Source organism: Pseudoduganella sp., assembly GCF_041914865.1.
In the GTDB taxonomy this organism is placed as follows: Bacteria; Pseudomonadota; Gammaproteobacteria; order Burkholderiales; family Burkholderiaceae_D; genus Rugamonas.
In genome coordinates, this window is the sequence record NZ_JAYSCO010000082.1 from 1 (window position 1) to 22,304 (window position 22,304).

Genomic DNA, 22,304 nt, shown 5'->3' on the forward strand with positions numbered 1-22,304 from the left:
TACGTGCTGCAGGAAATGCTGACCGTGAAGTCCGACGACGTGAACGGCCGTACCAAAGTGTACGAGAACCTCGTCAAGGGCGACCACGTGATCGACGCCGGCATGCCGGAATCGTTCAACGTGCTGGTGAAAGAGATCCGTTCCCTGGGTATCGATATCGACCTGGAACGGAACTAAAACCCGGTAAGTCCGGGTCAGGCCCAAGGGCCTGACCCCCGGTCCGCGACCGCCGCGTAGCAAGGGTCAGACCCTCGGGTCTGACCCAGGTTTACCGGGGTTAAAAGTAAAGAATTCGTCACTATCTGGAGTGATACATGAAAGCCCTGCTCGATTTATTCAAGCAAGTACAGCAAAACGAGTCGTTCGACGCGATCAAGATCGGTCTGGCCTCTCCTGAAAAAATCCGTTCGTGGTCTTATGGCGAAGTCAAGAAGCCAGAAACCATCAACTACCGTACCTTCAAGCCAGAGCGCGATGGCCTGTTCTGCGCCAAGATCTTTGGCCCGATCAAGGACTACGAATGCCTGTGCGGCAAGTACAAGCGCCTGAAGCACCGCGGCGTCATCTGCGAAAAGTGCGGCGTTGAAGTAACCCTGGCCAAAGTGCGCCGTGAGCGCATGGGCCACATCGAACTGGCATCGCCGGTCGCCCACATCTGGTTCCTGAAATCGCTGCCGTCGCGTCTGGGTATGGTCCTGGACATGACCCTGCGCGATATCGAACGCGTACTGTACTTCGAAGCATACGTCGTGACCGACCCAGGCATGACCCCGCTGAAGAAGTGCCAGATCATGTCGGAAGACGACTACGCCGCCAAGTACGAAGAGTACGGCGACGACTTCACCGCCTACATGGGCGCGGAAGGTATCCGTGAACTGCTGCGCTCGATCGACATCCACCGCGATGCCGAAGCCCTGCGCGTGGAACTGAAGGAATCCAAGTCCGAAGCGAAGATCAAGAAGTACGCCAAGCGCCTGAAAGTGCTGGAAGCATTCCAGCGTTCCGGCATCAAGCCAGACTGGATGATCATGGAAGTGCTGCCGGTGCTGCCGCCGGAACTGCGCCCACTGGTGCCACTGGATGGCGGCCGCTTCGCGACCTCCGACCTGAACGACCTGTACCGCCGCGTCATCAACCGTAACAACCGTCTGAAGCGCCTGATGGAGCTGCGCGCTCCAGAGATCATCACGCGCAACGAAAAGCGCATGCTGCAGGAAGCAGTGGACTCGCTGCTGGACAACGGCCGTCGCGGCAAGGCGATGACCGGCGCCAACAAGCGTCCGCTGAAGTCGCTGGCTGAAATGATCAAAGGTAAGGGCGGCCGCTTCCGTCAGAACCTGCTGGGTAAGCGCGTCGACTACTCCGGCCGTTCCGTGATCGTGGTGGGTCCACAGCTGAAACTGCACCAGTGCGGTCTGCCAAAGCTGATGGCCCTGGAACTGTTCAAGCCATTCATCTTCAACAAGCTGGAACTGATGGGTCTGGCGACCACCATCAAGGCCGCCAAGAAGCTGGTCGAAGTGCAAGAGCCAGTGGTGTGGGACATCCTGGAAGAAGTGATCCGCGAACATCCGATCATGCTGAACCGTGCACCAACCCTGCACCGTCTCGGTATCCAGGCGTTCGAGCCTGTGCTGATCGAAGGTAAAGCGATCCAGCTGCACCCGCTCGTCTGCGCCGCGTTCAACGCGGACTTCGACGGTGACCAGATGGCAGTCCACGTGCCGCTGTCGATCGAAGCACAGATGGAAGCGCGCACCCTGATGCTGGCTTCGAACAACATCCTGTTCCCATCGAACGGCGAACCATCGATCGTTCCTTCCCAGGATATCGTGCTGGGTCTGTACTACGCGACCCGCGAAGCAGTCAACGCCAAGGGCGAAGGCATGATGTTCCCGGACGTGTCGGAAGTGATCCGCGCGTACGACAACAAGGAAGTGGAACTGGCGACCCGCATCACCGTGCGTATCGTTGAGCATCCAAAGGACCTGACCACCGGCGAATTCGTGCGCACCGTAACCCGTTACGAGACCACCGTTGGCCGCGCCATCCTGTCCGAGATCCTGCCGAAAGGCCTGCCATTCAGCGTACTGAACCGTCCGCTGAAGAAGAAAGAGATCTCCAAGCTGATCAACACGTCCTTCCGCAAGTGCGGCCTGCGCGCCACCGTGGTGTTCGCCGACCAGCTGATGCAGTCGGGCTTCCGCCTGGCGACCCGCGCCGGTATCTCCATCTGCGTGGACGATATGCTGGTGCCGGACGTCAAGAAGACCATGATCGCGACCGCCGAAGCGGAAGTGAAGCAGATCGAGCAGCAGTACGCTTCCGGTCTGGTCACCGCCGGCGAACGTTACAACAAGGTCGTTGACATCTGGGGCAAGACCTCCGACGAAGTCGGCAAGGCGATGATGGACCAGCTGAAAGTCGAAGACGTGATCCGTCGCGACGGCACCAAGTCGACCCAGGAATCGTTCAACGCGATTTACATGATGGCCGACTCCGGTGCGCGTGGTTCCGCAGCACAGATTCGCCAGCTGGCCGGTATGCGTGGTCTGATGGCAAAACCTGACGGCTCGATTATCGAAACCCCGATTACCGCGAACTTCCGCGAAGGCCTGAACGTTCTGCAGTACTTCATCTCGACCCACGGCGCCCGTAAAGGTCTGGCCGACACCGCGCTGAAGACCGCGAACTCCGGTTACCTGACCCGTCGTCTGGTCGACGTGACCCAGGACCTGGTGGTGATCGAAGACGATTGCGGCACCTCCAACGGCACCCTGATGAAGGCGATGGTCGAAGGCGGTGAAGTGATCGAAGCCCTGCGCGACCGTATCCTCGGCCGCGTGGCAGGCACCGACGTCGTCAACCCAGAGACCCAGGAAACCCTGTACGAAGCCGGCACCCTGCTGGACGAAGACATGGTGGAAGAGATCGAACGCGTCGGCATCGACGAAGTGAAGGTCCGCACCCCGCTGACTTGCGACACCCGCTACGGCCTGTGCGCCAAGTGCTACGGCCGCGACCTGGGCCGCGGCCTGCTGGTCAATGCCGGCGAAGCAGTCGGTGTGGTGGCAGCGCAGTCGATCGGTGAACCTGGTACCCAGCTGACCATGCGTACCTTCCACATTGGTGGTGCGGCATCGCGTGCAGCAGTGGCATCGTCGGTCGAAGCCAAGTCGAACGGCACCGTGCGCTTCACCGCGACCATGCGTTACGTCACCAACGGCAAGGGCGCCCAGATCGTCATTTCCCGTTCCGGCGAAGTGCTGATCACCGACGACCACGGCCGTGAGCGCGAGCGTCACAAGGTACCGTACGGCGCGACCCTGATCGTCAAGGATGGCATGGCTGTTAAAGCTGGTGCCCCGCTGGCAACCTGGGACCCGCTGACCCGTCCGATCATTACCGAGTACGCCGGTACCATCCGCTTCGAGAACATCGAAGAAGGCGTGACCGTGGCTCGCCAGGTCGACGAAGTGACCGGCCTGGCCACCCTGGTGGTGATCGACGCCAAGCGTCGTGGTTCCCCAGGCAAGGCCCTGCGTCCACAGGTGAAACTGCTGAACGAAGACGGCGGCGAAGTGAAGATCGCCGGCACCGAACACGCAGTGGCGATCGGCTTCCAGGTCGGCGCGCTGATCATGGTGAAAGACGGCCAGCAAGTGTCCGTGGGTGAGGTTCTGGCGCGTATCCCGACCGAATCGCAGAAGACCCGAGACATTACCGGCGGTCTGCCACGCGTGGCGGAACTGTTCGAAGCACGTTCGCCGAAAGACGCGGGCATGCTGGCGGAAGTCACCGGTACCGTGGCCTTCGGTAAGGAAACCAAAGGCAAGCAGCGTCTGGAAATCACCGACATGGACGGCAACAAGCACGAGTTCCTGATTACCAAGGACAAGCAAGTGCTGGTGCACGACGGCCAGGTGGTGAACAAGGGCGAGATGATCGTGGACGGCCCAGCCGATCCGCAAGACATCCTGCGCCTGCTGGGTATCGAAGCGCTGGCCCGCTACATCGTCGACGAAGTGCAGGACGTGTACCGACTGCAGGGCGTGAAGATCAACGACAAGCACATCGAGGTGATCGTTCGCCAGATGCTGCGCCGCGTGCAGATCACCAACGCCGGCGACACCGACTACATCGTCGGCGAGCAGGTGGAGCGTTCCGAGCTGCTGGAAGAAAACGATCGCGTCACCGCGCTGGGCAAGCTGCCAGCAACGTACGAGAACGTGCTGCTGGGTATTACCAAGGCATCGCTGTCGACCGACTCCTTCATCTCGGCCGCATCGTTCCAGGAAACCACCCGCGTGCTGACCGAAGCAGCGATCATGGGCAAGCGCGATGGTCTGCGCGGCCTGAAGGAAAACGTCATCGTCGGCCGCCTGATCCCAGGCGGTACCGGCCTGGCCTTCCACCGCGCCCGCAAAGAGAAGGAAGTGTGGGAAGCCGAAGAGCGCAAAGCGCTGCTGGAAGCAGAACGCGCCGCGATCGTGGCCGAACTGCCAGCGGACGAACCGCACCACAGCGACGAAGCGTAAGCTTCAGTCCGCTAGCGAAAACGCCACCCTCGGGTGGCGTTTTTTTTTCGCCCCGCAATTTTTGTCCGTTCTGGGGTCAGGAAGAAAAGTGGACATTTGCATGCAAACATAGCGACCTTGGCCGACGCCAGTTTGCGGTGCCGATTCCGCTTAGCAGACGCTGCCGCCAATACTTTTGCCCGTGCGCAGATCAAATCCAAAGCTACAATGGTAGTTGCCATCCTTTTCACGCTGACACGAAACGTTCGCTTTTGTTCGGACCCGAACGTCAGAACCGGTCGTGCAAATGTCGTGCACATCCGGGGCCATAGCGTCGAACATCTCACGCGCCGCGTCTCCGGAAACCGCGAAAGCAATCTTGCTGTGCTTCCGGCTTGCGGGAGCAGGATCTCCGAGTCCGAGGCTATAAGTCATGTAGCTCCCGTTGAGCGGTTTATATTCTGGTGAGCTGCCCTGCTGCGCCTGCGCAGCCCCCCAAATCGCCAATGCGCTAATCAGCAACGACAATCTGGACATGGAAATGATCGCTGTGTTTTGCAGCATGTCTAATCCTTGGAATGTTCTTGTCGTTGAAGAGGATAAAGCGAACTTTTTGCTGTTCCTGAGAAAGCCTGACAAGTGCAGCCGTCGCTTGGTGATCATACTGCCAAGGTACTTTACTGTGACACTCTGATCGTCAAGGAAGGCGAGGCTGAACCAGTGCTCGGCTGGCATCCTGGAATGAACGACGCCAAGCGTCGTGGTTCCCCAGAAACGAAGAACGCGGCGTAGTGAACATCGCTGGCACCCAACCCCAAGTGGCAATCGGCTTCCGATCTTCCGGGCGCTGCGCCTTCAATAGCGTAACGGGCAAAGGTGGCCTCACGAAGACCGAGCAAGGCTGGAAGATGAGCTATTTCGTCGCGGGGGATTGAACATCGATCCATGCCTTGATTACCACCGGCAGGTGATCGGAAGGGAAACGCCCGTGGCGCGAGTCGGTCAGCGCCGCGTAGCTCAGCACCTTCACCTTTGGGCTGACGAAGATGTAATCGATACGCTCGTCCAGCGGGCTATCGATCTTGAAGCCGTTAAAGGTGCCGGCCGGGCCGTAGCGCGGCTTGGCGCTGACATCAAAGGCATCGGCCAGCTGCGACTTCATGGTGCCGATTTGTTCCGTCTCCGGCCCCGAGTTGAAATCGCCAGCCACGATCACCGTTTCCGCGCCGGCAATCTCCCGCACCTTGCGCAGCACCAGCTTGGCCGACTCTCGCTGCGCCACCTGGCCCTCATGGTCGAAATGAACGGAAAAGAAAAAGAACTTGCGGCCGGTGCGCAGATCTAGCAGCTGCGCCCATGACACGATGCGGTGGCAGCAGGTGGCATCCCAGCCCAGCGAAGGACGCTCCGGCGTCTGGCTCAGCCAGAAGTCGCCCGCGCGTAATAACTCGAAGCGTTGGCGCTTGTAGAAAATGGCGGAGTGTTCGCCCGCGCTCCTGCCATCGTCGCGACCGCGTCCCACGTGCGCATATTCCGCCATGCCGGCCATATCCGCCACCTGGTCGGGCAAGGCCTCCTGCGTCGCGAACACATCGAAGTCGTGATAACGCACCAGGCTCTTGACCAGCTCCCGGCGGTGCGGCCAGGCATTAAGCCCGTCGCGCTCGGTATTCATGCGCAGGTTGTAGGTGGCGATATTCAGTGTTGTATCCCGCTGCGCAAAGGCGGCAGGCGCCAGCGCGAACAACAGCGCGAGCAGCGACATATGGCGGCGGAGACTCATCATGGCCACCAGTATAGGGGACGGCAGTCAGCTTGAACGCGAAGGCCGCTCAGGCGCCGCGAGTTTCGTTGCTGGCGGCTAATCAAGTCACGCATCCAGGCACCATCGTTACTTCCACGCCACAACCCTGTGCCCCATCCTGCACGCTTGCCGGCGAAAAATGTCCACTTTTCTTCCTGACCCCAAAGTGGACATATGATGGAGTATGGAAAGCATTCAGGAGCTAGAAGGCTGGTTCAGGCGGGCGGGCGTGGAGGCGCTGAGCTCTTGCATGGGGCCGCTCCCGGCATCGGGGGCGGCGCTGGCGCGCTGGTCGAGCGAGGGGCCGGGACAGGCGATCAAGTCGGTCTGCCCCCATCCCGGGACCTACCGCCTGGCCCTGATCATGGAGCCGTTGGACGCGCGGATCTGGCATGGCGATACGCCCGTGTGGGGCGGAACGATTGGCGCCAACCGCTTCCGCCTTTGTCCGCCGGGCGAGCAGGGGCGCTGGAGCCAGTTGAGCGGCTGCGATATCGTGAACCTGTTCCTGCCGGTCCAGCTGGTGGACCGGCTCGCCCTGCAGCGCGGTGAGCATACTGGCGCCACGCTGGCGGCCAGCGCCTTCACTACCGACCGTATGGTGTTCGACCTGGTGCGCAAGATGCTCGACGCGCAGGCACTGGCGGGGCCGTTGGCGGGTGAGCTGTGCGACCACCTCGCGATCGCCCTGGCCTGCTACCTGCTGGAGCACTATTCGCAGCCTTGCGAGGCGTCGCCGAGCACCCTGGGCGGGGCGCGCTTGCGCCGGGTGCTGCGGCATATCACGGAGCACCTTGATGCGCCGCTGGCGAACGCGGAGCTGGCGGCGCTGTGCGGCATGAGCGCGGCCCACTTTTCGCGCGAGTTCCACCGGGCGGTGGGGGCGCCGCCGCATCGCTATGTGCTTTCACAACGCCTGGAGCTGGCGTGCAAGGCGCTTGCCGCCGGCCAGGCGCGCATCGCCGACATCGCCGAGGAGTTCGGTTTCCACAGTGCCAGCCATTTCACGCGCGCCTTCACGGCGGAATACGGCCTTTCGCCTACCGCTTGGCGCGCGCACCACAGTAACAATTGTTAAAAGCAGGTTTGTGCAATTTGCGCGCGTTTGTGCAAGCGTGCTCCTGGCCATCGGCCACAGAATCTCCAGACCCTGATCACAAGAAGAGGAGAGACTGGTATGGCATTCATTCGATATTCGGCGGCGCTGCTTGCGCTGCTGGCGGTCGGTGCGGTGCAGGCGGATAACATCTCGCTGCGCATCGGCTTCAGCGAGGGCCGCAGCGGCGCGGAGTTCAAGCCGCTGCATGCGGAGGTGGGTAAATTTGCGGTGACGCCGAACGTGCGCCAGGGCGCGGAGGGCGACCAGTGGGTGGTGGTGGCCAAGGATGCGCAGGGCAGGGTGCTGCATGAGGTGAGCGTGAACAACGGCCTGCGGCGCCATGTGGAGACCTTTAACCCGCGCACGGGGGCGATCGACCTGTCGACCACGGTGCAGCAGCGCGAGGGCAGCTTTGAGGTGTCGCTGCCGTACGACCAGGCCACGGCGAGCGTGGAGGTGCTGCCGAAGCAGGCTGGCGGTGCGAGTGCGAAGTCGGCGCTGGCGGCGGCCAATGCGGCGCCGCTGGCGCGCTTTGAGCGCGGCGCGCTGAACCAGGCGGTCAGCAATGCCAAGGCAGCGCGCGCCACCAAGCTGGCGGCGGCGCCGGCGGCTACTGCAACCACCATCCTGAATACCGGCAGCGCTGCGACGCGCATGGACTATGTGTTCATCGGCGACGGTTACACTGCGGCGGAAATGGACAAGTGGCGTGCGGATGCGCAGAAGGTGATCAACGGCTTTCTGGCCGATCCGCTGTTCAACGCCAATCGCGCGTCGATGAATATCCACCGTGTGGATGTGGCCAGCAACCAGTCGGGCGTCGATGAAATCGACAAGGGCATCTATCGCGACACGGCGATGGATGGCGAATTCGCCTGCTATAACATCGAACGCCTGCTGTGCGTGAACAATACCAAGGCCACCAATATCGCCGCCTCCGTGCTGGCGCCCGATGCGCGCGATGTGATCGTGGTGATTGCCAACTCCACGCGCTACGGCGGTTCGGGCGGCGCGGTGGCGACGCTGTCGATGCACGCGCAGTCGATCGAAGTGGCGCTGCACGAAATCGGCCACACTGCCTTTGCGCTGGCGGATGAGTACGAGTACGGCACCTGCAGCACGAGCAGCGAACCGACGGAAGTGAACGTGTCGCTGAACGGTACGCGCTCGGTCAAATGGGGCGGCCTGATCGCGGGCAGCACGGCGGTGCCGACCAGCCTGGGCGCCTATCCGAACGGTACGGTGGGCGCTTTCCAGGGCGGCCAGTACTGCACCAGCGGCAAGTACCGTCCGACGGAGAATTCGCGCATGCGCACCCTGGGCCAGCCGTGGCACGCGGTGAACGAAGGGGCGGTAAAGAAGGTGTTCGCCAAGTACACCGGCAGCGGCGGCGTGACGCAGACGGGCACCCTGGCGAGCGGCGGCACTGCGTATGCACCGAGCGCTTCGCCGGGCTATGTGTCGGCGGGAGCGGGCACCTTCGCCCTGCAACTGGGCGGTCCGGCGAATGCCGACTTCGATCTGTACCTGTACAAGTGGACCAATAATGCCTGGACCAAGGTGGCGGCGAGCGAAGGCAATACCTCGAGCGAGACGATCAGCTACAACGGCACGGCCGGCTACTACTACGCGCAAGTGAAGTCGTACTCCGGCAGCGGCAGCTACACGCTGACCTACGCGTTTCCCAAGCCCTGAGCCCGCCGGAGGGCTGTCCCGTCACCTCGGGGGCAGGACCTCAGGCTGACACGGGCTGGAGCGTAGCGCGCAGCTCGCGCTGGCGCGCTTTCGGCAGGGACGAGAACGCTTTATCGTAGGACCATTGCACCAGCTCGACCAGGTAGTCTTCCTGGAAGCGGCTGACATCGACAATGGTGACCCAGTGAAACCGGCCCATATAGCGCGCCGGTTTCACGCCCGGCATGCCGGTGAGTTCCAGGAAGCGGTCGGGCGTGGTGCGGAAACTGAAGCGCCACTGCTCCGGCTCGCTGGTCTTGAAGTAGGCAAAGGTCTTGCCGCCGATCTTGTAGCTCAGTACGTTGACCGGCGGCGCATGCAGCAAGCTCTCCGCGCCAGGCAGGCTGGCGCAACGGGCTTTCAACTGAGAAATGTCCACTTTTCTTCCTGACCCCGAAGTGGACATTCAGTTTAAAGGTTTGCCGTCGGCGTCGAGGCGGGTGATTTCGCCCCAGTTGAGCTCGCGGATCGCGGGTTCGATCTTCTTGACGTCGCCCACCACCAGCCATACCACTTCGTCGGGCTTGATGTATTTGGGGGCGGCTGCGCCCAGCTGCTGCTCGCTCAGGGCGCGGATGTTGCCGGCGTATTTGGCCCAGTGGTCGGGCGGCAGGTTCAGGTTGATCGATTGCAGGGCGGCGCTTTCCAGCGACGCCAGGGTTTCGAAGCGGCCGGCCAGGCGCGAGGTCATGTTGCGCATGATGCTCTTGTATTCTTCGCCGGCGATCGGGCGGGCGCCGGCGATGTCCTTGATCTCTTTCGCCAGCTCTTGCATCGATTCCTTGGTCTTGTTGGTCTGCACCGGGGCCTGGATGACGAACGCGCGCTGGCCGCGCACATTGCTCAGGAAGCCTTGCACGCCGTAGCTCCAGTGCTTGTCCAGGCGCAGGTTGCGGTTCAGGCGCGAGGTGGCCATGCCGCCGAAGTTTTGCATCACCGGCTCCATCGCCAGGTCTTCGGTCTGGCCCTGGGCTTGCGACAGGTGGGTGGCGATGATCACGGATTGCGGTGCGTCGGGTTTGTCGACCAGGTAGATGCGCTTGTTCGACAGGCTGCTGCCCGGGGCGACCTGCTTGGCTGGCGCGCTGCCGCCGCTCCATTTGCCGAAGGCCGATTCGAGCATCGGTTTCAGCTTCTCCATGCTGGTGTCGCCGGCGACCACCAGGGTGGCGTTGCCCGGCTTGAACCAGTCGGCGTGCCATTTGGCCAGGTCGCCGCGGGTCAGGCTGTCCACCGATTTTTCGGTGCCGCTGGCGGGGCGGCCGTAGGCGCTGTCGCTGCCGTAGGCGGCGTAGGCGGCCAGGCGCTGGGCCATGGCCTGCGGGTTGGCTTTTTCCTGGCCGATCTGCGCCAGGCGGCGCTGCTTGGCCAGCTTGAACTGGTCGTCGGGGAAGGTGGGATTCAGCGCGGCGTCGGCCATCAGGTCGAGCGAGGCTTTCAGGTTAAGCGAGGTGGCGTTCAGGCGCACCAGCGACAGGTCGGCGCTGGTGGCGGTTGAGAGGCGCGCGCCTTGCGATTCCAGCGCGTCGGACAGCTGGAAGGCGTCGCGCGCCTTGCTGCCTTTGTCGAGCAGGTCGAGCGTGAGGGAGGCCAGGCCGCTCTTGGCGGCGTTGTCTGCGGCGGCGCCTGCGTCCACCGCCAGGGTGACGTTGACGATCGGCGCGCCGTGGCGCTCCATCAGGATCACTTTCAGGCCGTTGGACAGGGTGGCGCGCTGCATCTCGGGGAAGCCGACTTCGGGGGCGTCGCCCAGCGCGGGCAGCACTTTGCGGTCGATACTGGTTTTGCCGGCGGCCAGTCTGGCGCCCGGTTTGACCGTCATCGTGTAGTGGTTGGCGCGCAGCCATTTGTCGGCGCTGGCTTTGACCTCGGCCGGGGTGGCGTCGGCCATCAGCTTGAGGTTGGCCAGGTAGGCGTCCGGCGAGCCGCCGTAGGTCATGGACTGGGCCAGCACGTCGTTGCGGCCGCCGAAGCCGCCCAGGCGTTCGATGTCGCGCGAGAATTCGGCGAAGGTGGCGGTCTTGACGCGCGCCAGTTCGGCGGCGGTCGGGCCTTTGTCCAGCAGCTCTTTCATCACGGCGTCGATCTCGCGTTCCACTTCGGCCGGGTCGGCGCCTGGTTTCAGGGTGACGGTGACCTGGAAGATGCCGGCGATCTCGGAGGGGCGGGCGCCGGCGCCGACGCCGGTGGCCAGGCCTTTGTCGTACATCAGGCGCTTGTTCAGGCGCGCGCTCTTGGAGCCGGCCAGCACCTCGGCGAACAGCTGCAGGCGCTGGGCGTCGGCCGTGCCCCAGCCGGGCATGTGGTAGGCGCGGTAGATGCGCGCTTGCGGCACCTGGTCTTCCATCGTGTCGCGGATGTTGCGGTCCAGCGTCGGGATCCAGGCTTCGGTGCGCGCCAGCGCCGGGCCGGGCGGGATGCCGTCGAAGTACTTCTTCACCAGTTCCAGCGCGCGTTCGGGCGTGATGTCGCCGGACAGGGAAATCACGGCGTTGTTCGGTCCGTAGTAGGTGCGGTACCACTCTTTCACGTCTTCCAGCGAGGCCGCCTGCAGGTCTTCCATGTAGCCGATCACGGGCCAGGAATACGGGTGCGAATACGGGTACATGCGCTGCACGATCTCGCTGTGCACGCGGCCGTAGGGCTGGTTCTCGCCCTGGCGTTTTTCGTTGGAGACCACGCCGCGCTCGCGCTCCAGCATGTCCTTGTTGATGTAGTTGCCGAGGAAGCCCATACGGTCCGCTTCCAGGTACAGCGTGCGTTCCAGCGCGGATACCGGTACGTCTTCGAAGAAGTTGGTGCGGTCGTAGTTGGTGATGCCGTTGCGGTTGGTGGCGCCCAGGTCGTCCATCGCTTCGCGGAAGCCGTGCGGGTAGTTCTCCGAGCCGTTGAAGAAGAAGTGCTCGAACATGTGGGCAAAGCCGGTCTTGCCGCGCTTCTCGTTGCGCGAGCCGACGTGGTACCACATGTTCACGCCCACCACCGGCACGCTGTGGTCGGTGTGTACGATCAGCGTCAGGCCGTTCTGCAGCGTGAATTTCTTGTACGGGATGGTGTAGGGCTTGAGGTCGAAGGCGGCGGCGCTGGCGGCCGGTTTGGCGGCAGGGGCGGCGATGGCAGGGGATGCGACGGCGCCAGCCAATGCGGCGGCGACCGCAAGGCGCAGGATAGGGCTCATGGAGGTCCTTTGGTTTGGATGGGTAAGGGCTTCACGCATAAGCATGCATGCTTTTTTTCCAATTGGCTAGAGGCTGGACTTGGCTTATGCTGATATCTGGCTTGTCACTCAGTCACTGCAGATCATGCTAATATTTAGCATATGATCGCCTCCGCCCTGTTTACTCCTGCCCAGCAAAAGCTGCTGGGTTTATTGTTTGTGCGCGTGAATGAGGGTTTCCACCTCAATGAAATCATGCGCCTGACGGGGCTGGGCAGCGCTTCGGCCCAGCGCGAGCTCAAGCGCCTGCACGAATCAGGGCTGATCGTCTCCGAACGCATCGGCAACGTACGCCAATTCCGCCCAAACAAAGACAACCTGGTCTACGCCGAGCTGGCCAGCCTGGTGAAGAAGACTTTCGGCCTGGTCAGCGTGCTGAACTCGGCCCTGGCGCCGATGCGCCGCCAGCTCAGCGTGGCCTTCGTCTACGGCACCACGGTGAAGGAGGCGGAGGATTCGACCGGTGCGGTCGAGCTGTTGCTGATCGGCGAAAACACCACCTATGGCGAACTGCTGAACCGCCTGCCGGTGGCCGAGCGCATCCTGCGCCGCAAGATTTACCCCAACCTGTATTCAGTGGACGACTTCCAGCGCCGCCTGCGCGAACAGCAGCCTTTCATCCTCAAGATGCTGGAAGACCGCAAGGTGTTTGTACTGGGTGACGATACCGACCTCGATAACATCATCAAAGATATCCACGTGGAGGATGGCCATGGAGACGCGCTACCGGACGTTTAAGGAGTTTTACCCCTTCTACCTGCAGGAGCATGCCAACAGCACCTGCCGCCGCCTGCATTTCGTCGGTTCCAGCATCGTGCTGCTGCTGGTGGCGCTGGTGATGGTTACCGGGGAACTCAAGCTGCTCTGGCTGCTGCCCGTGGTGGGTTACGGCTTCGCCTGGGTCGGCCACTTCTTCTTTGAGCACAACCGTCCGGCCACCTTCAAGTATCCGCTGTTCAGCCTAATGGGCGACTGGGTAATGTTCCGCGATATGCTTACGGGCCGGATTGCGTGGTGATGCCGTGATGCGCGGCAGGCTGATCAGAATGCGCGTGTAGCGGCCCGGTTCCGATTCGCAGGCGATCTCGCCGCCGAAAGCGGTGATGACGCGCTTGCAGAACGCCAGGCCCATGCCGGTGCCGCAGCCATTGCTGCGCGTGGTGTAGAACGGCTCGAACACGTGCGGCAGCACGTCCGGGGCGATGCCGTGGCCGGTGTCGGTCACCACCAGCCAGTTCTGCATGCCGCGCGAATAACATTCCACATCCACCGAGCCGTGCCTGTCGAACTGCAGCGCTTGCAGCGCATTCTTGAGCAGGTTGTACAGCACGAACATCAGCAATACGTCCGAGCCATAAAAGCTGTATTCATCGCTGATGGTGACGCGCACCTGGGCCCGCTCGGTGCCGGAGAACGGGTAGCAGGCCATGGCCTCGTCGATGCACACGGCCACGGAGTGCACGGCGAAGGTTTCGCGTTGCATGACGCCGTCGCGTGCCGAGGCCAGCAGCATGTCCACGATAAAGTTCGAGCGCGAGACTTCGGCATCGATGCTGCGCGCGATCTCGCCCAGGTGGCGCAGCTGGCGTTCGCCCAGCGCACCCTTATGTTCCGGGCGGTAGCCGGCAATCAGCTCGGGCAGGCAGCGCGACAGCATGCGCGTCTGGCTGCGGATGCTGGCCAGCGGCGTGCGCATTTCATGCGCGATGGTGGCGGCGGCCGCCATCGGGTCGGCCAGCAGGTTGTGGCGCACCATGGCCTGGGCGATCAGGCCGAGCGAGGCGACGATGAAGGCCACGCCCGGCGGGTACATTTCCATGCCGTAGTTGCACAGGTAGTCGCTGGCGGCGCCGAAGTAGATCAGGATGCTGACCAGCACATAGCGCAGGCGCGTGCGTTCGGTGGAGACGGCGCGCTGCTGGCGGCGATACAGCAGCCACACCGCGCGCCCGATCACCAGCACGGTCTGCACCAGGTGCAGCGGGTGCAGCCAGCCTGCCTTGGGATACGTGCCATAGAAGTAGTGCTGCAGGCCGGACAGTACGGCATCGGTGGTGGGCAGCAGCAGGCCCAGCAGGCAGGCCAGTGCATAGCTCACATACAGGGCGCGCCGGTCGTCCTGGCTGCCGGTCAGTTCGATGATGAAGTGGTACAGCGTGGTCGGCAGGAACAAAATGGGCAGGTAACCCAGGCGCGCGACAGCCAGAGCGGTGGCCTCGTCGCGCGTCATGAACAGCAGGGCCCAACTGGCTTGCCAAAAGAAAGTCGTGGCGCAGACAGCGAAGAAAGTCAGGCCGACCCGGTTCGGGCCGCGCGAGCGCAGGACGTACAGCCCATATCCGATAAACAGGGCTGAGACCAATGCCGGTATCAGCGAGTACATTGATAATCCTCAGCGGTGGTTGCTATTTCTTATTAGCTTATTGGTAAAAAATGGACAAGTATTGAGGAATATCAAGAGTGCTGCGCGCCAATCGTAAAAAGTAGTGGCTGGCATAAGCCGCTTACTTTTTAGGAGAAATGATTCATGTATATGTACGCCCCCAACTCCGATGCCTCTGCCGCCGCTGAGATGACTTTCCACCACAAGCTGTCTATCTTCCTGAAAGACTCGAATGCCTACGGCAATACCTACTTTGCCCGGTATTTCGAGTGGCAAGGCATCTGCCGGGAGAAGTGGTTCTACGAATGCATCTCGCGTGACATGCTGCAGGCGGAAGGGGTGTTCATCACCAAGCATGCGCAGAACGACTACCTGCAGGAGACTTTCCCCTTCCAGGAAGTGTCGTGCGAGGTGAATACCTACGATGTGCGGCGCTGTTCGTTCTGGCTGGAGTTCCGCTTCTATGCCGAGGGGCATCCGGTGTCGGTGGGGCGGCAGCAGATCGTGTTCGCCAACCACGCCAAGCAGATCACGTCACTGCCCGAGATTGTGCTGAAGCGCATCAAGCGCTATGCCTTGAAGAAGTAGGGCTATTCGTACAGGGTGCCGATGCCGAGCAGCCCCGGCAGCGGAACCACCTGCGCCTGCGCCGGCCAGTCGGCCAGGCGCACCGTGGCCACCTGGTACGGGCCCATGCTGCGGTTTTCGAAAGGCAGGCCGGGTTGCGCCGCAATGCGCTGGGGAGCGCTCCCTTCGCGGCGCAGTTCGACAGCGGCGCCGCTGTCGCCGGGCGCGAAAATGAACTTGATGCCCTTGCATTCCTTGCCCAGCAGGCGCAGGCGGTAGCCTGAGGCGCGCTGCGCGGATATCAGCTGTTCGCAGGCTTCGCGCAGCATGGCGAGCGGATACACGCCGTCTTCGCGCGTGCGGATCGAATAGCGGCCGCTGAACTGGTAATGGCCCTTGCGCCGGTTCAGGCGCAGCACCGCGTCTTCGTCGAAAGCCTGTTTCAGCATGGGCAGGGTGGCGCGGCCCAGGGCGTCGACGGCGATGTCCATATTGGTGGTTTCGCCCTGCAGCTGGATGCGCAGGCCATCCATCGGGGTATCCGGCGCCAGCGGGCGGATCTGCAGGTGCGCCTGGATCAGCGGCCGCTTGGCCACATAGGGGGCGAAGAAGCTGGCCGCCTTGTAGGCGTGGCGGTAGCTGTGCCACTCGGCGTCGGCCGGCGCCACCACCTGCACCACGGGCATTTCCTGTTCGGCGCGCGCGGCGCCGGCGAGCAGCAGGGCACAGGCAATCAGCTTGGTTCGACCTTTCATGGGCGCCATTGTAAGGCAAGCGCTGTGCACCACCCCTGCCGAAAGTCATGGCCCCGACGCATGGCACTGCCGGCGCAGGCCGGCGGGCGGTTAGAATTGCGGCGCCCTTCATTTTTTGCTAACTATGCCCGCCTTCTTCCCTTCGCGCTTGCGCCCCGGCAGCGCCGCCGGCGTGATCATGCTGGCCAGCCTGGCCGGCGCCGCCATCGAAATCCTGGTGCCGTGGTACCTCGGTCCCGGCAGCGCCGACCTGTTCAGCCCTGCCGGCGTGCTGGCGCGCCGCCTGGCCGGCTGGTTCGCGCCGCCGCCCTCGCTGCTGCGCGCCGGTTCCGAGCATGCCGTCGTGGCGCTGCACATCTTCCTGCTGCTGGCCGCCTTGCTGTGCGCCGCCTTCATTGCCGCCACCGCGCTGCGCTTGCGGGCCGGGCGGCGGCTGGCGCCCGGCGCTGAACGCGCCGTGCTGGCGCTGCAGCTGGGCGTGGCCTGCGCCCTGCATTCGGTGGTGCTGTCGATGGTGCTGGCGGCCATGCTGGCCAGCCAGCTGGCGCCGCGCCGTGCGCTGGCGGCGCTGGCCGCCATGCTAGGCCTGAACACCGTCTCGATCGGGGTGATGGCGGTGCTGGCGCTGCAAGGCGAGGTGGCGGCCAACGACCGCAACGCCACCGCTACCGTGCTGTATGTGCTGCTGGAGCAGCTGGTGGTGCTGCTTACCTTCGCGCTGGGCTGGCTGGCCTCGCGCGAGCGGCGCAGCCGCCAGGCGCTGGCCGCCAAGCACGCCGAGCTGCTGGCCACCCAGGTGCTGCTGGCCGACACCATCCGCGAATCGGAACGCATGCGCATCGCGCGCGACCTGCACGACTCCACCGGCCACCACCTGACGGCGCTCAACCTGCACCTGGATATCGCGCGGCGCAAGGCCGGCGCGCAGGCCGACGCCTCGCTGCTGACGGCGCACGAGCTGTCGCGCGAGCTGCTGGCCCAGGTGCGCGCGGTGGTGGGCGCCGAGCGCGCGGCGGTGGGCGTCGATTTGCGCCTGGCGCTGGAACGCCTGTGCGCCGGCATCCCGCAACCGGCGGTCACGCTGCGCGTGGCGGACGACCTGCCGGCGCCGGCGCCGGCGGTGGCGCATGCGGTGTTCTGCTGCGTGCAGGAAGCCTTGAGCAATGCCGTGCGCCATGCCGATGCCGCCAGCGTGGCGATCGACGTCGCCGTGCGCGATGGGCAGTTGCAGACCGTGATCGAGGATGACGGCGCGGGGCGCGGCACGGCGCCAGAGGGCAACGGCTTGCGCGGCATGCGCGAGCGGCTGGCCATGCTGGGCGGCGTGCTGGAGGCGGCCGACCTGCCACGGCGCGGCTTCGGCCTGCGCATCGCCCTGCCGCATGCGGGAGCGCAGCCATGATCCGCGTGGTGCTGGTGGACGACCAGATGCTGGTGCGCAGCGGCATCCGCGGCCTGCTCGACATGACGCCCGATATCCGCGTGGTAGCGGAGGCGGCCGACGGCGCGCAGGCGGCAACCTTGATGGCGCGCACCGAGGCCGACGTGCTGTTGCTCGACGTGCGCATGCCGCACTGCTCCGGCATCGAGCTGCTGCGCAGCGGCCAGGCGCTGCCGCCCACGATCCTGCTCACCACCTTCGACGACGAGGAGGCGCTGTTCGACGGCATGCGCGCCGGCGCGCGCGGCTTCCTGCTGAAGGACATCTCGCTGGAGCGCCTGGCCGACGGCATCCGCGCCGTGGCGCAAGGCGGCACGCTGTTCCGTCCCGCGCTGACCGAACGCACACGCGCCGCCTTCGAGAGTGCGCGCGGCGTGCCGGAGGCCGCCAGTGTGCTGAGCGAGCGCGAAACGGAAGTGCTGGCGCTGATGGCGGCCGGCTTGAGCAATGCCGAAATCGCGGCGGCGCTGGCGCTGAGCGAAGGCACGGTGAAGAACCATGTGTCGAGCATCCTGGCCAAGCTGGGCGTGCGCGACCGCGTGCGGGCCGTGCTGCACGGGCTGGAAATGGGGCTGATCTGATGCGCGCCGCGTGCTGGTTCGTGCTCCTGTCCGCGCTGGCCGCGCCCGGCCGCGCCAGCGCCCAGTCCCCGATTACCCTGATGCCGGAAGGCAGCCGCGAAGGCCTGGTCGGCGTCGCCTATGGCGAGGCGTGGTCGCGGCGCGGCAGCAATACGCGCCAGGCGTACGTGTTCCCGATGTTTTACATGCAGTGGAGCAGCGGGGCTTTTATCGAAGGGCTGTCCGCCGGCTGGAAGCTGTCGGACGAACCGCATTTCCAGTACGGCCCGATCCTCGCCGTCAGCAGCCGCGCACAAGGCGCGCGCGGCTCGCAGCCCACGGCGGGCGGCTTTGTGCAGTGGCGCGTGCTGCATGACGTGGAGTTCCTGGCGTTGACCGGCGTCGGCGCGCGCGACGGCGACGTGAAGGCGGAGCTGGCGCTGAACTGGATCAACACGCTGGATGGCGACCACACATTGGTGCTGCAGGCGGCGACTGTGAAAGACGAGGCGCGCAGCAACCGCCTGGGCGCGCGCTGGCACTGGCGCCTGGGGCGGCGGCATTCGCTGATGACATCCGTCAGCGGCATCCGCCTGGCGGGCAGCAGCGCCCACGCGCCCGGCGTGGAGCGGCGCAGCAGTGTGGCCTGGAGCGCCGGGCTGCTGTACAGCTTCTAGAAGGCGTATTTCAGGCCGGCCGAGTAGGCGCCACGGCCGAAGCGCTTGCCGTTCTTGTTGATGTCGATGCGGCCGAAGTGCTCGGCTTCCAGCGTCAGCGTGACCTTGTCGTTGAGCTTATAGCCCAGGCCTACGCCGAGCAATGGCGAGAAGCCGTTTTTGCTGCGCGGGGCGTCGGCCAGGTTGTCGATGCGGTAGCGCTGCGCCGACACGCCGGCGCGGCCGAACAGTTCAAACGAGTCATTAAGGCGCCAGGTGCCGCGCGCGGCGACGAACAGCGTGTCGCTGGAAATGCCGATGTTGGCCCCCGGCGCGGCAAAGCGGTCCTTGCCGAAGTGGGCGTAGCCAGCTTCCAGCGCCAGGCTGTCGGTGAAGTTGATGCCGCCATACAGCTTGAAGCGCAGCGGATCGTTCTTGCTTTCGATGCGGCCGGCGGCGGTGTCCAGGTTGGTGTTGCCGGGGGCGATGATGGATGCGCCGGCGAAGTAGTCTTGCGCCTGCGCGGCGCCTGCTGCCGCGAATGCGGCGATGGCGATGAGGTGTTTCATGTAATCCCTTTCAGTGATGGCACAGAGCCATCACTGTAGGGAAGGCAGGGCGCGCGCGCACCTGCCGAAAGTCATGCCTGCTTACTTGGCGCTGGCGATCCAGGCATCGACCTTGTTCTCCAGCAGGGCCAGCGGCACGGTGCCGTCACCCAGCACGATGGCGTGGAATTTCGCCAGCGTGAACTTCTTGCCCAGTGCTTTTTCCGCCTTGGCACGCAGCTCCTGGATCTTCAGCGAACCGGTCTTGTAGGCCAGCGCCTGCGCCGGCCACACCATGTAGCGCTCCGTCTGGTTGCGCGCCACGGCTTCGTCGCCCAGGGTTTCGGTCATGTACTTGATCGACTGCTCGCGGGTCCAGCCCTTGGCGTGCATGCCGGTGTCCACCACCAGGCGCACGGCGCGCAGCATCTCGTCGCTCAGGTGGCCGAAGTACTGCGCCGGATCCTCGAACATGCCCATTTCCTTGCCCAGGGTTTCCGCGTACAGCGCCCAGCCCTCGGTGAAGGCAGTGTTGCCGCCGAACTTGCGGAACTTCGGCATATCCAGTTCCTGCATCAGCGCGATGTGGAAGTGGTGGCCTGGTTTGCCTTCGTGCAGGAACAGGGTGTTCATGCCGGTGCTGCCGTACTTCTTCGGATCGGTCACCACGGACCAGAACACGCCAGGGCGCGAACCATCCAGCGCCGGCGCGGTGTAGTGGTCGGACGCGGTGTCGCGGCTCAGCTCAGGCTCCAGGCGCAGGTCCAGCTTGGCCTTCGGGATCAGGGTGAACATGGCCGGCAGCTTGGTGTCGAGCAGCTTGTCCAGCTTACGGTACACGTCCAGCACTTCCTCGTCGGTCTTGAACGGGAAGAACTGCGGCTGCTGCGCGATCCAGCCCGGCAGGCCGGCGGCCGGGCCGTTGTAGCCCAGCTTAGGACCCAGCTTGGCGAATTCGGCCTGGATGCGCGCCACTTCGCGCAAGCCGGTCTGGTGGATTTCCTCCGCCGTTTTGCTGGTGGTGGTGGAATCGGCGATGCGCACCTTGTACCAGGCCTCCCCGTTCGGCAGCGCGCTCCAGCCGGTGCTGGTGCGGCAGGCCGGCAGGTATTCCTTCTCGATGAAGGCGGCCAGCTTGGCCAGCGATGGATTCAGCTTGTCGGTCACGGCGGCGCGGTAGGCGGCGGCCAGGCGCTGCTTGTCGGCGTCGCTGAAAGCGGCCGGGAACTTGGTCGCCGGCGTGTAGTAGATGTTCTTTTCCGGCGTCTCGCTGACCAGCTTCTGGAACTGCGGCAGGGCGGCGGCCATGATGGCTTTCGGCTGCGTGATGCCCTTGGCCATGCCTTCCTTCATGTTCGCGATGGCCTGGTCGACCCACGCCGGCAGCTGGTTCAGGCGGTTCAGGTAAGCCTCGTACTCCTTGACCGTGGTCAGTGGCTGCGATGCGTCGCCGCCGGAGAAGTTGGCCAGGGTGACCGGCATGCTGCCCATATGGTCGATCGGCAGCAGATGCTCAGGGAATGGCTCGTAGGCCAGGTAGGTCTTCAGCTCGAAGGCCATGACGTCATAGCTGATACGGTCGCCGCGGCTCAGTTGCGCGCGCGGGATCGCCTGCAGGCGCTTGGAGAAAGCGCGGTACAGGTCGAACTGCTTGGCGCGCGTGGCCGGCGCAATCGCGCTGCCGATCTGGTCGTCGAAACGGTTGTCGCCATTCTGGGTCGCGCCCACCGGGTCGTATTGGGCGATGGCATCGTAGTACTCATCGGCCAGGGTCCAGAACTGCTTCTTCGCCGCCTCGTTGCTCTTGGCCGGCGCTTTTTCCACGGCAGCCGGCTTGGCGGCAGCGGCGGCGTTGGCTTGGACAGGGGCATAAGCCAGCAAAACGGCGGCGGCCAGCGCGCCGAGGGTAATACGATGTTTCATTTGTCGGTCCGTTTAAATGAAGGAGCGACAAGCATACGCGAAGGGTTCCGGCGCTTCAATATGGTCTTAGTTTTACTGGTACAGACTTGAAATGAGATCGCGTGCTAGCTGGTGGGCTGCTTAGGACCCTTCTCGGACCTTTAAATAGACAATCACATTCGCTCCGAGCTGACTATGCAATAGTTAGTTCAATGGCTCGTCGAATCACTCCAGCGCTCACGAAATGGACTAGGTCACTTTCCGCACCGCCGCGTAGCAGCATACCTACGAGCACTGCTTCTTGTATCTCATTTCCGCCTTTACGGGCCGTCATAAAATAAAAGACGGGGCTTCCACTGAGCCCATCAAACGACGAAAGCACGATCGAAGACTCAATCTTTGCGACGTGGCAGAAGTCAAAGTGGTTGTCTCCTTGATATATCGCCCGCATTACAGTGCGGGTGTGATGGACCTTTGCATCGTCGTAGTCGATGTAGTTATTTTCAGCTGCATAGCCAACAATCCATAACTCGCACCCCTGCGTTAGTACTTCCGCCGGCAGGAATCCACATTCAATATCTTGGCCAACCAACGGTGTGTCGCAATGCGCGTGAAACTCGTCATCGTTAATGCGAAGAATGAGGAGATCCTTGTAATCGTCCGCTGAGCCATTGCTCTTGATGCGGTATTGCTCATCAAATGGGAGCGAGATAGTTGCCTGATCTGACGGAAAGACCCTTACTGACGCCGCATTGACGCCGTGATTATCCACAACGTGTGCCGCTGTGACCCAATAGAAATTTCGGGCGCTTGTGCAAAGAAAAGAACTGCCCTTGGCCCAGATAGAATAAATTGGATCGTCATGTGCAAAACAAACAGGTCGGGCCACTTCATCAAACGGGTACTTCGGTCCATTCGAAGTCATAATTCCTTTCCCTGATTTTTTGCCGATGCACAAAGGAACCCGCCGATGCCTGCCGAGCTTCGCGGCTCCAATTCGTATTCGTCGGCCCTTGGCCGAACTAGGTTGGCGCTTCAAAGTCTGAACTCAACGGACGCTCAAGGAAGCGGTGATTGTCAACAAAGTTGTCGCGTCTAGTTATGCGGCTTGCCGCAAATTC

General features: G+C 63.3%; 19 protein-coding genes. 10 read left to right on the forward strand and 9 right to left on the reverse strand.

What is annotated here, in order from left to right; all coding sequences use genetic code 11:
• Together ACE3TQ_RS24880 and rpoC are read left to right on the forward strand one after the other, a co-directional pair.
• A partial coding sequence (locus ACE3TQ_RS24880; protein WP_374586119.1) for a hypothetical protein occupies nt 1-177 on the forward strand: 177 nt, incomplete at its 5' end.
• A gap of 137 nt (nt 178-314) precedes the next feature.
• Complete coding sequence (gene rpoC, locus ACE3TQ_RS24885; RefSeq protein WP_374586084.1) at nt 315-4,538, forward strand: DNA-directed RNA polymerase subunit beta'; 4,224 nt, start codon at nt 315-317, stop codon at nt 4,536-4,538.
• 150 nt (nt 4,539-4,688) lie between these two features.
• Here the strand turns inward: rpoC and ACE3TQ_RS24890 are convergent, their stop codons facing one another.
• Both ACE3TQ_RS24890 and ACE3TQ_RS24895 read right to left on the reverse strand, forming a co-directional pair.
• Nucleotides 4,689-5,252, reverse strand: coding sequence for a hypothetical protein (locus ACE3TQ_RS24890; protein ID WP_374586086.1), 564 nt, complete (start codon nt 5,250-5,252; stop codon nt 4,689-4,691).
• A gap of 178 nt (nt 5,253-5,430) precedes the next feature.
• Entirely contained in the window at nt 5,431-6,303 is an 873-nt protein-coding gene (locus ACE3TQ_RS24895; RefSeq protein WP_374586087.1) for an endonuclease/exonuclease/phosphatase family protein, read from the reverse strand.
• A gap of 268 nt (nt 6,304-6,571) precedes the next feature.
• Between ACE3TQ_RS24895 and ACE3TQ_RS24900 the strand changes: the two genes are divergently transcribed.
• Nucleotides 6,572-7,399 carry a helix-turn-helix domain-containing protein gene (locus ACE3TQ_RS24900; RefSeq protein ID WP_374586089.1) on the forward strand — a complete coding sequence of 276 codons (828 nt, stop codon included), beginning with the start codon at nt 6,572-6,574 and terminating at the stop codon, nt 7,397-7,399.
• A gap of 99 nt (nt 7,400-7,498) precedes the next feature.
• On the forward strand, nt 7,499-9,115 hold the full coding sequence (locus tag ACE3TQ_RS24905; RefSeq protein WP_374586091.1) for a M64 family metallopeptidase: 1,617 nt from the start codon (nt 7,499-7,501) through the stop codon (nt 9,113-9,115).
• Between the two features lie 40 nt (nt 9,116-9,155).
• On the opposite strand, the gene ACE3TQ_RS24910 is transcribed toward ACE3TQ_RS24905, so the two are convergent.
• Together ACE3TQ_RS24910 and ACE3TQ_RS24915 are read right to left on the reverse strand one after the other, a co-directional pair.
• Complete coding sequence (locus ACE3TQ_RS24910; protein ID WP_374586093.1) at nt 9,156-9,533, reverse strand: MmcQ/YjbR family DNA-binding protein; 378 nt, start codon at nt 9,531-9,533, stop codon at nt 9,156-9,158.
• Nucleotides 9,534-9,560: 27 nt separating this feature from the next.
• Nucleotides 9,561-12,332: a M16 family metallopeptidase gene (locus tag ACE3TQ_RS24915; protein WP_374586095.1), complete on the reverse strand. Its 2,772-nt coding sequence runs from the start codon at nt 12,330-12,332 to the stop codon at nt 9,561-9,563.
• A 141-nt stretch (nt 12,333-12,473) separates the two neighbouring features.
• On the opposite strand from ACE3TQ_RS24915, the gene ACE3TQ_RS24920 reads away from it, so the two are divergent.
• Complete coding sequence (locus ACE3TQ_RS24920; RefSeq protein WP_374586097.1) at nt 12,474-13,109, forward strand: ArsR family transcriptional regulator; 636 nt, start codon at nt 12,474-12,476, stop codon at nt 13,107-13,109.
• Nucleotides 13,084-13,389 (forward strand): Mpo1-like protein, encoded by a 306-nt coding sequence (locus ACE3TQ_RS24925; protein WP_374586099.1) that lies wholly within the window; start codon nt 13,084-13,086, stop codon nt 13,387-13,389. Before ACE3TQ_RS24920 ends, ACE3TQ_RS24925 begins: the two co-directional genes overlap by 26 nt.
• Here ACE3TQ_RS24925 and ACE3TQ_RS24930 read toward each other — a convergent pair.
• Nucleotides 13,333-14,754: an ATP-binding protein gene (locus ACE3TQ_RS24930; protein ID WP_374586101.1), complete on the reverse strand. Its 1,422-nt coding sequence runs from the start codon at nt 14,752-14,754 to the stop codon at nt 13,333-13,335. The genes ACE3TQ_RS24925 and ACE3TQ_RS24930 overlap by 57 nt on opposite strands.
• A gap of 144 nt (nt 14,755-14,898) precedes the next feature.
• Here ACE3TQ_RS24930 and ACE3TQ_RS24935 point away from each other — a divergent pair, with 144 nt between their 5' ends.
• Nucleotides 14,899-15,342, forward strand: coding sequence for an acyl-CoA thioesterase (locus ACE3TQ_RS24935; RefSeq protein ID WP_374586103.1), 444 nt, complete (start codon nt 14,899-14,901; stop codon nt 15,340-15,342).
• Between the two features lie 2 nt (nt 15,343-15,344).
• Here ACE3TQ_RS24935 and ACE3TQ_RS24940 read toward each other — a convergent pair whose 3' ends face one another.
• The gene (locus tag ACE3TQ_RS24940; RefSeq protein ID WP_374586105.1) at nt 15,345-16,076 is read right to left on the reverse strand and encodes a hypothetical protein; all 732 of its coding nucleotides are present in this window, start codon (nt 16,074-16,076) and stop codon (nt 15,345-15,347) included.
• 124 nt (nt 16,077-16,200) lie between these two features.
• On the opposite strand from ACE3TQ_RS24940, the gene ACE3TQ_RS24945 reads away from it, so the two are divergent.
• Genes ACE3TQ_RS24945 through ACE3TQ_RS24955 form a run of 3 tightly spaced genes read left to right on the forward strand, consistent with a single transcriptional unit; the run spans nt 16,201 to nt 18,754 of the window.
• The gene (locus ACE3TQ_RS24945; RefSeq protein WP_374586107.1) at nt 16,201-17,478 is read left to right on the forward strand and encodes a sensor histidine kinase; all 1,278 of its coding nucleotides are present in this window, start codon (nt 16,201-16,203) and stop codon (nt 17,476-17,478) included.
• The gene (locus ACE3TQ_RS24950; protein ID WP_374586109.1) at nt 17,475-18,098 is read left to right on the forward strand and encodes a response regulator; all 624 of its coding nucleotides are present in this window, start codon (nt 17,475-17,477) and stop codon (nt 18,096-18,098) included. The genes ACE3TQ_RS24945 and ACE3TQ_RS24950 overlap by 4 nt, the downstream gene beginning before the upstream one ends.
• Nucleotides 18,098-18,754, forward strand: a complete 657-nt coding sequence (locus ACE3TQ_RS24955) for a MipA/OmpV family protein (protein ID WP_374586111.1) — start codon at nt 18,098-18,100, stop codon at nt 18,752-18,754. Before ACE3TQ_RS24950 ends, ACE3TQ_RS24955 begins: the two co-directional genes overlap by 1 nt.
• On the opposite strand, the gene ACE3TQ_RS24960 is transcribed toward ACE3TQ_RS24955, so the two are convergent.
• The 3 genes from ACE3TQ_RS24960 to ACE3TQ_RS24970 all read right to left on the reverse strand — a co-directional run bounded on the left by ACE3TQ_RS24960 (nt 18,751) and on the right by ACE3TQ_RS24970 (nt 22,108).
• Nucleotides 18,751-19,302, reverse strand: a complete 552-nt coding sequence (locus tag ACE3TQ_RS24960; protein ID WP_374586113.1) for an outer membrane beta-barrel protein — start codon at nt 19,300-19,302, stop codon at nt 18,751-18,753. The genes ACE3TQ_RS24955 and ACE3TQ_RS24960 overlap by 4 nt on opposite strands.
• Nucleotides 19,303-19,383: 81 nt before the next feature.
• Nucleotides 19,384-21,204, reverse strand: a complete 1,821-nt coding sequence (locus ACE3TQ_RS24965; protein ID WP_374586115.1) for a DUF885 family protein — start codon at nt 21,202-21,204, stop codon at nt 19,384-19,386.
• Nucleotides 21,205-21,376: 172 nt separating this feature from the next.
• Nucleotides 21,377-22,108, reverse strand: a complete 732-nt coding sequence (locus ACE3TQ_RS24970; RefSeq protein WP_374586117.1) for a hypothetical protein — start codon at nt 22,106-22,108, stop codon at nt 21,377-21,379.
• Nucleotides 22,109-22,304: the final 196 nt, after the last annotated feature.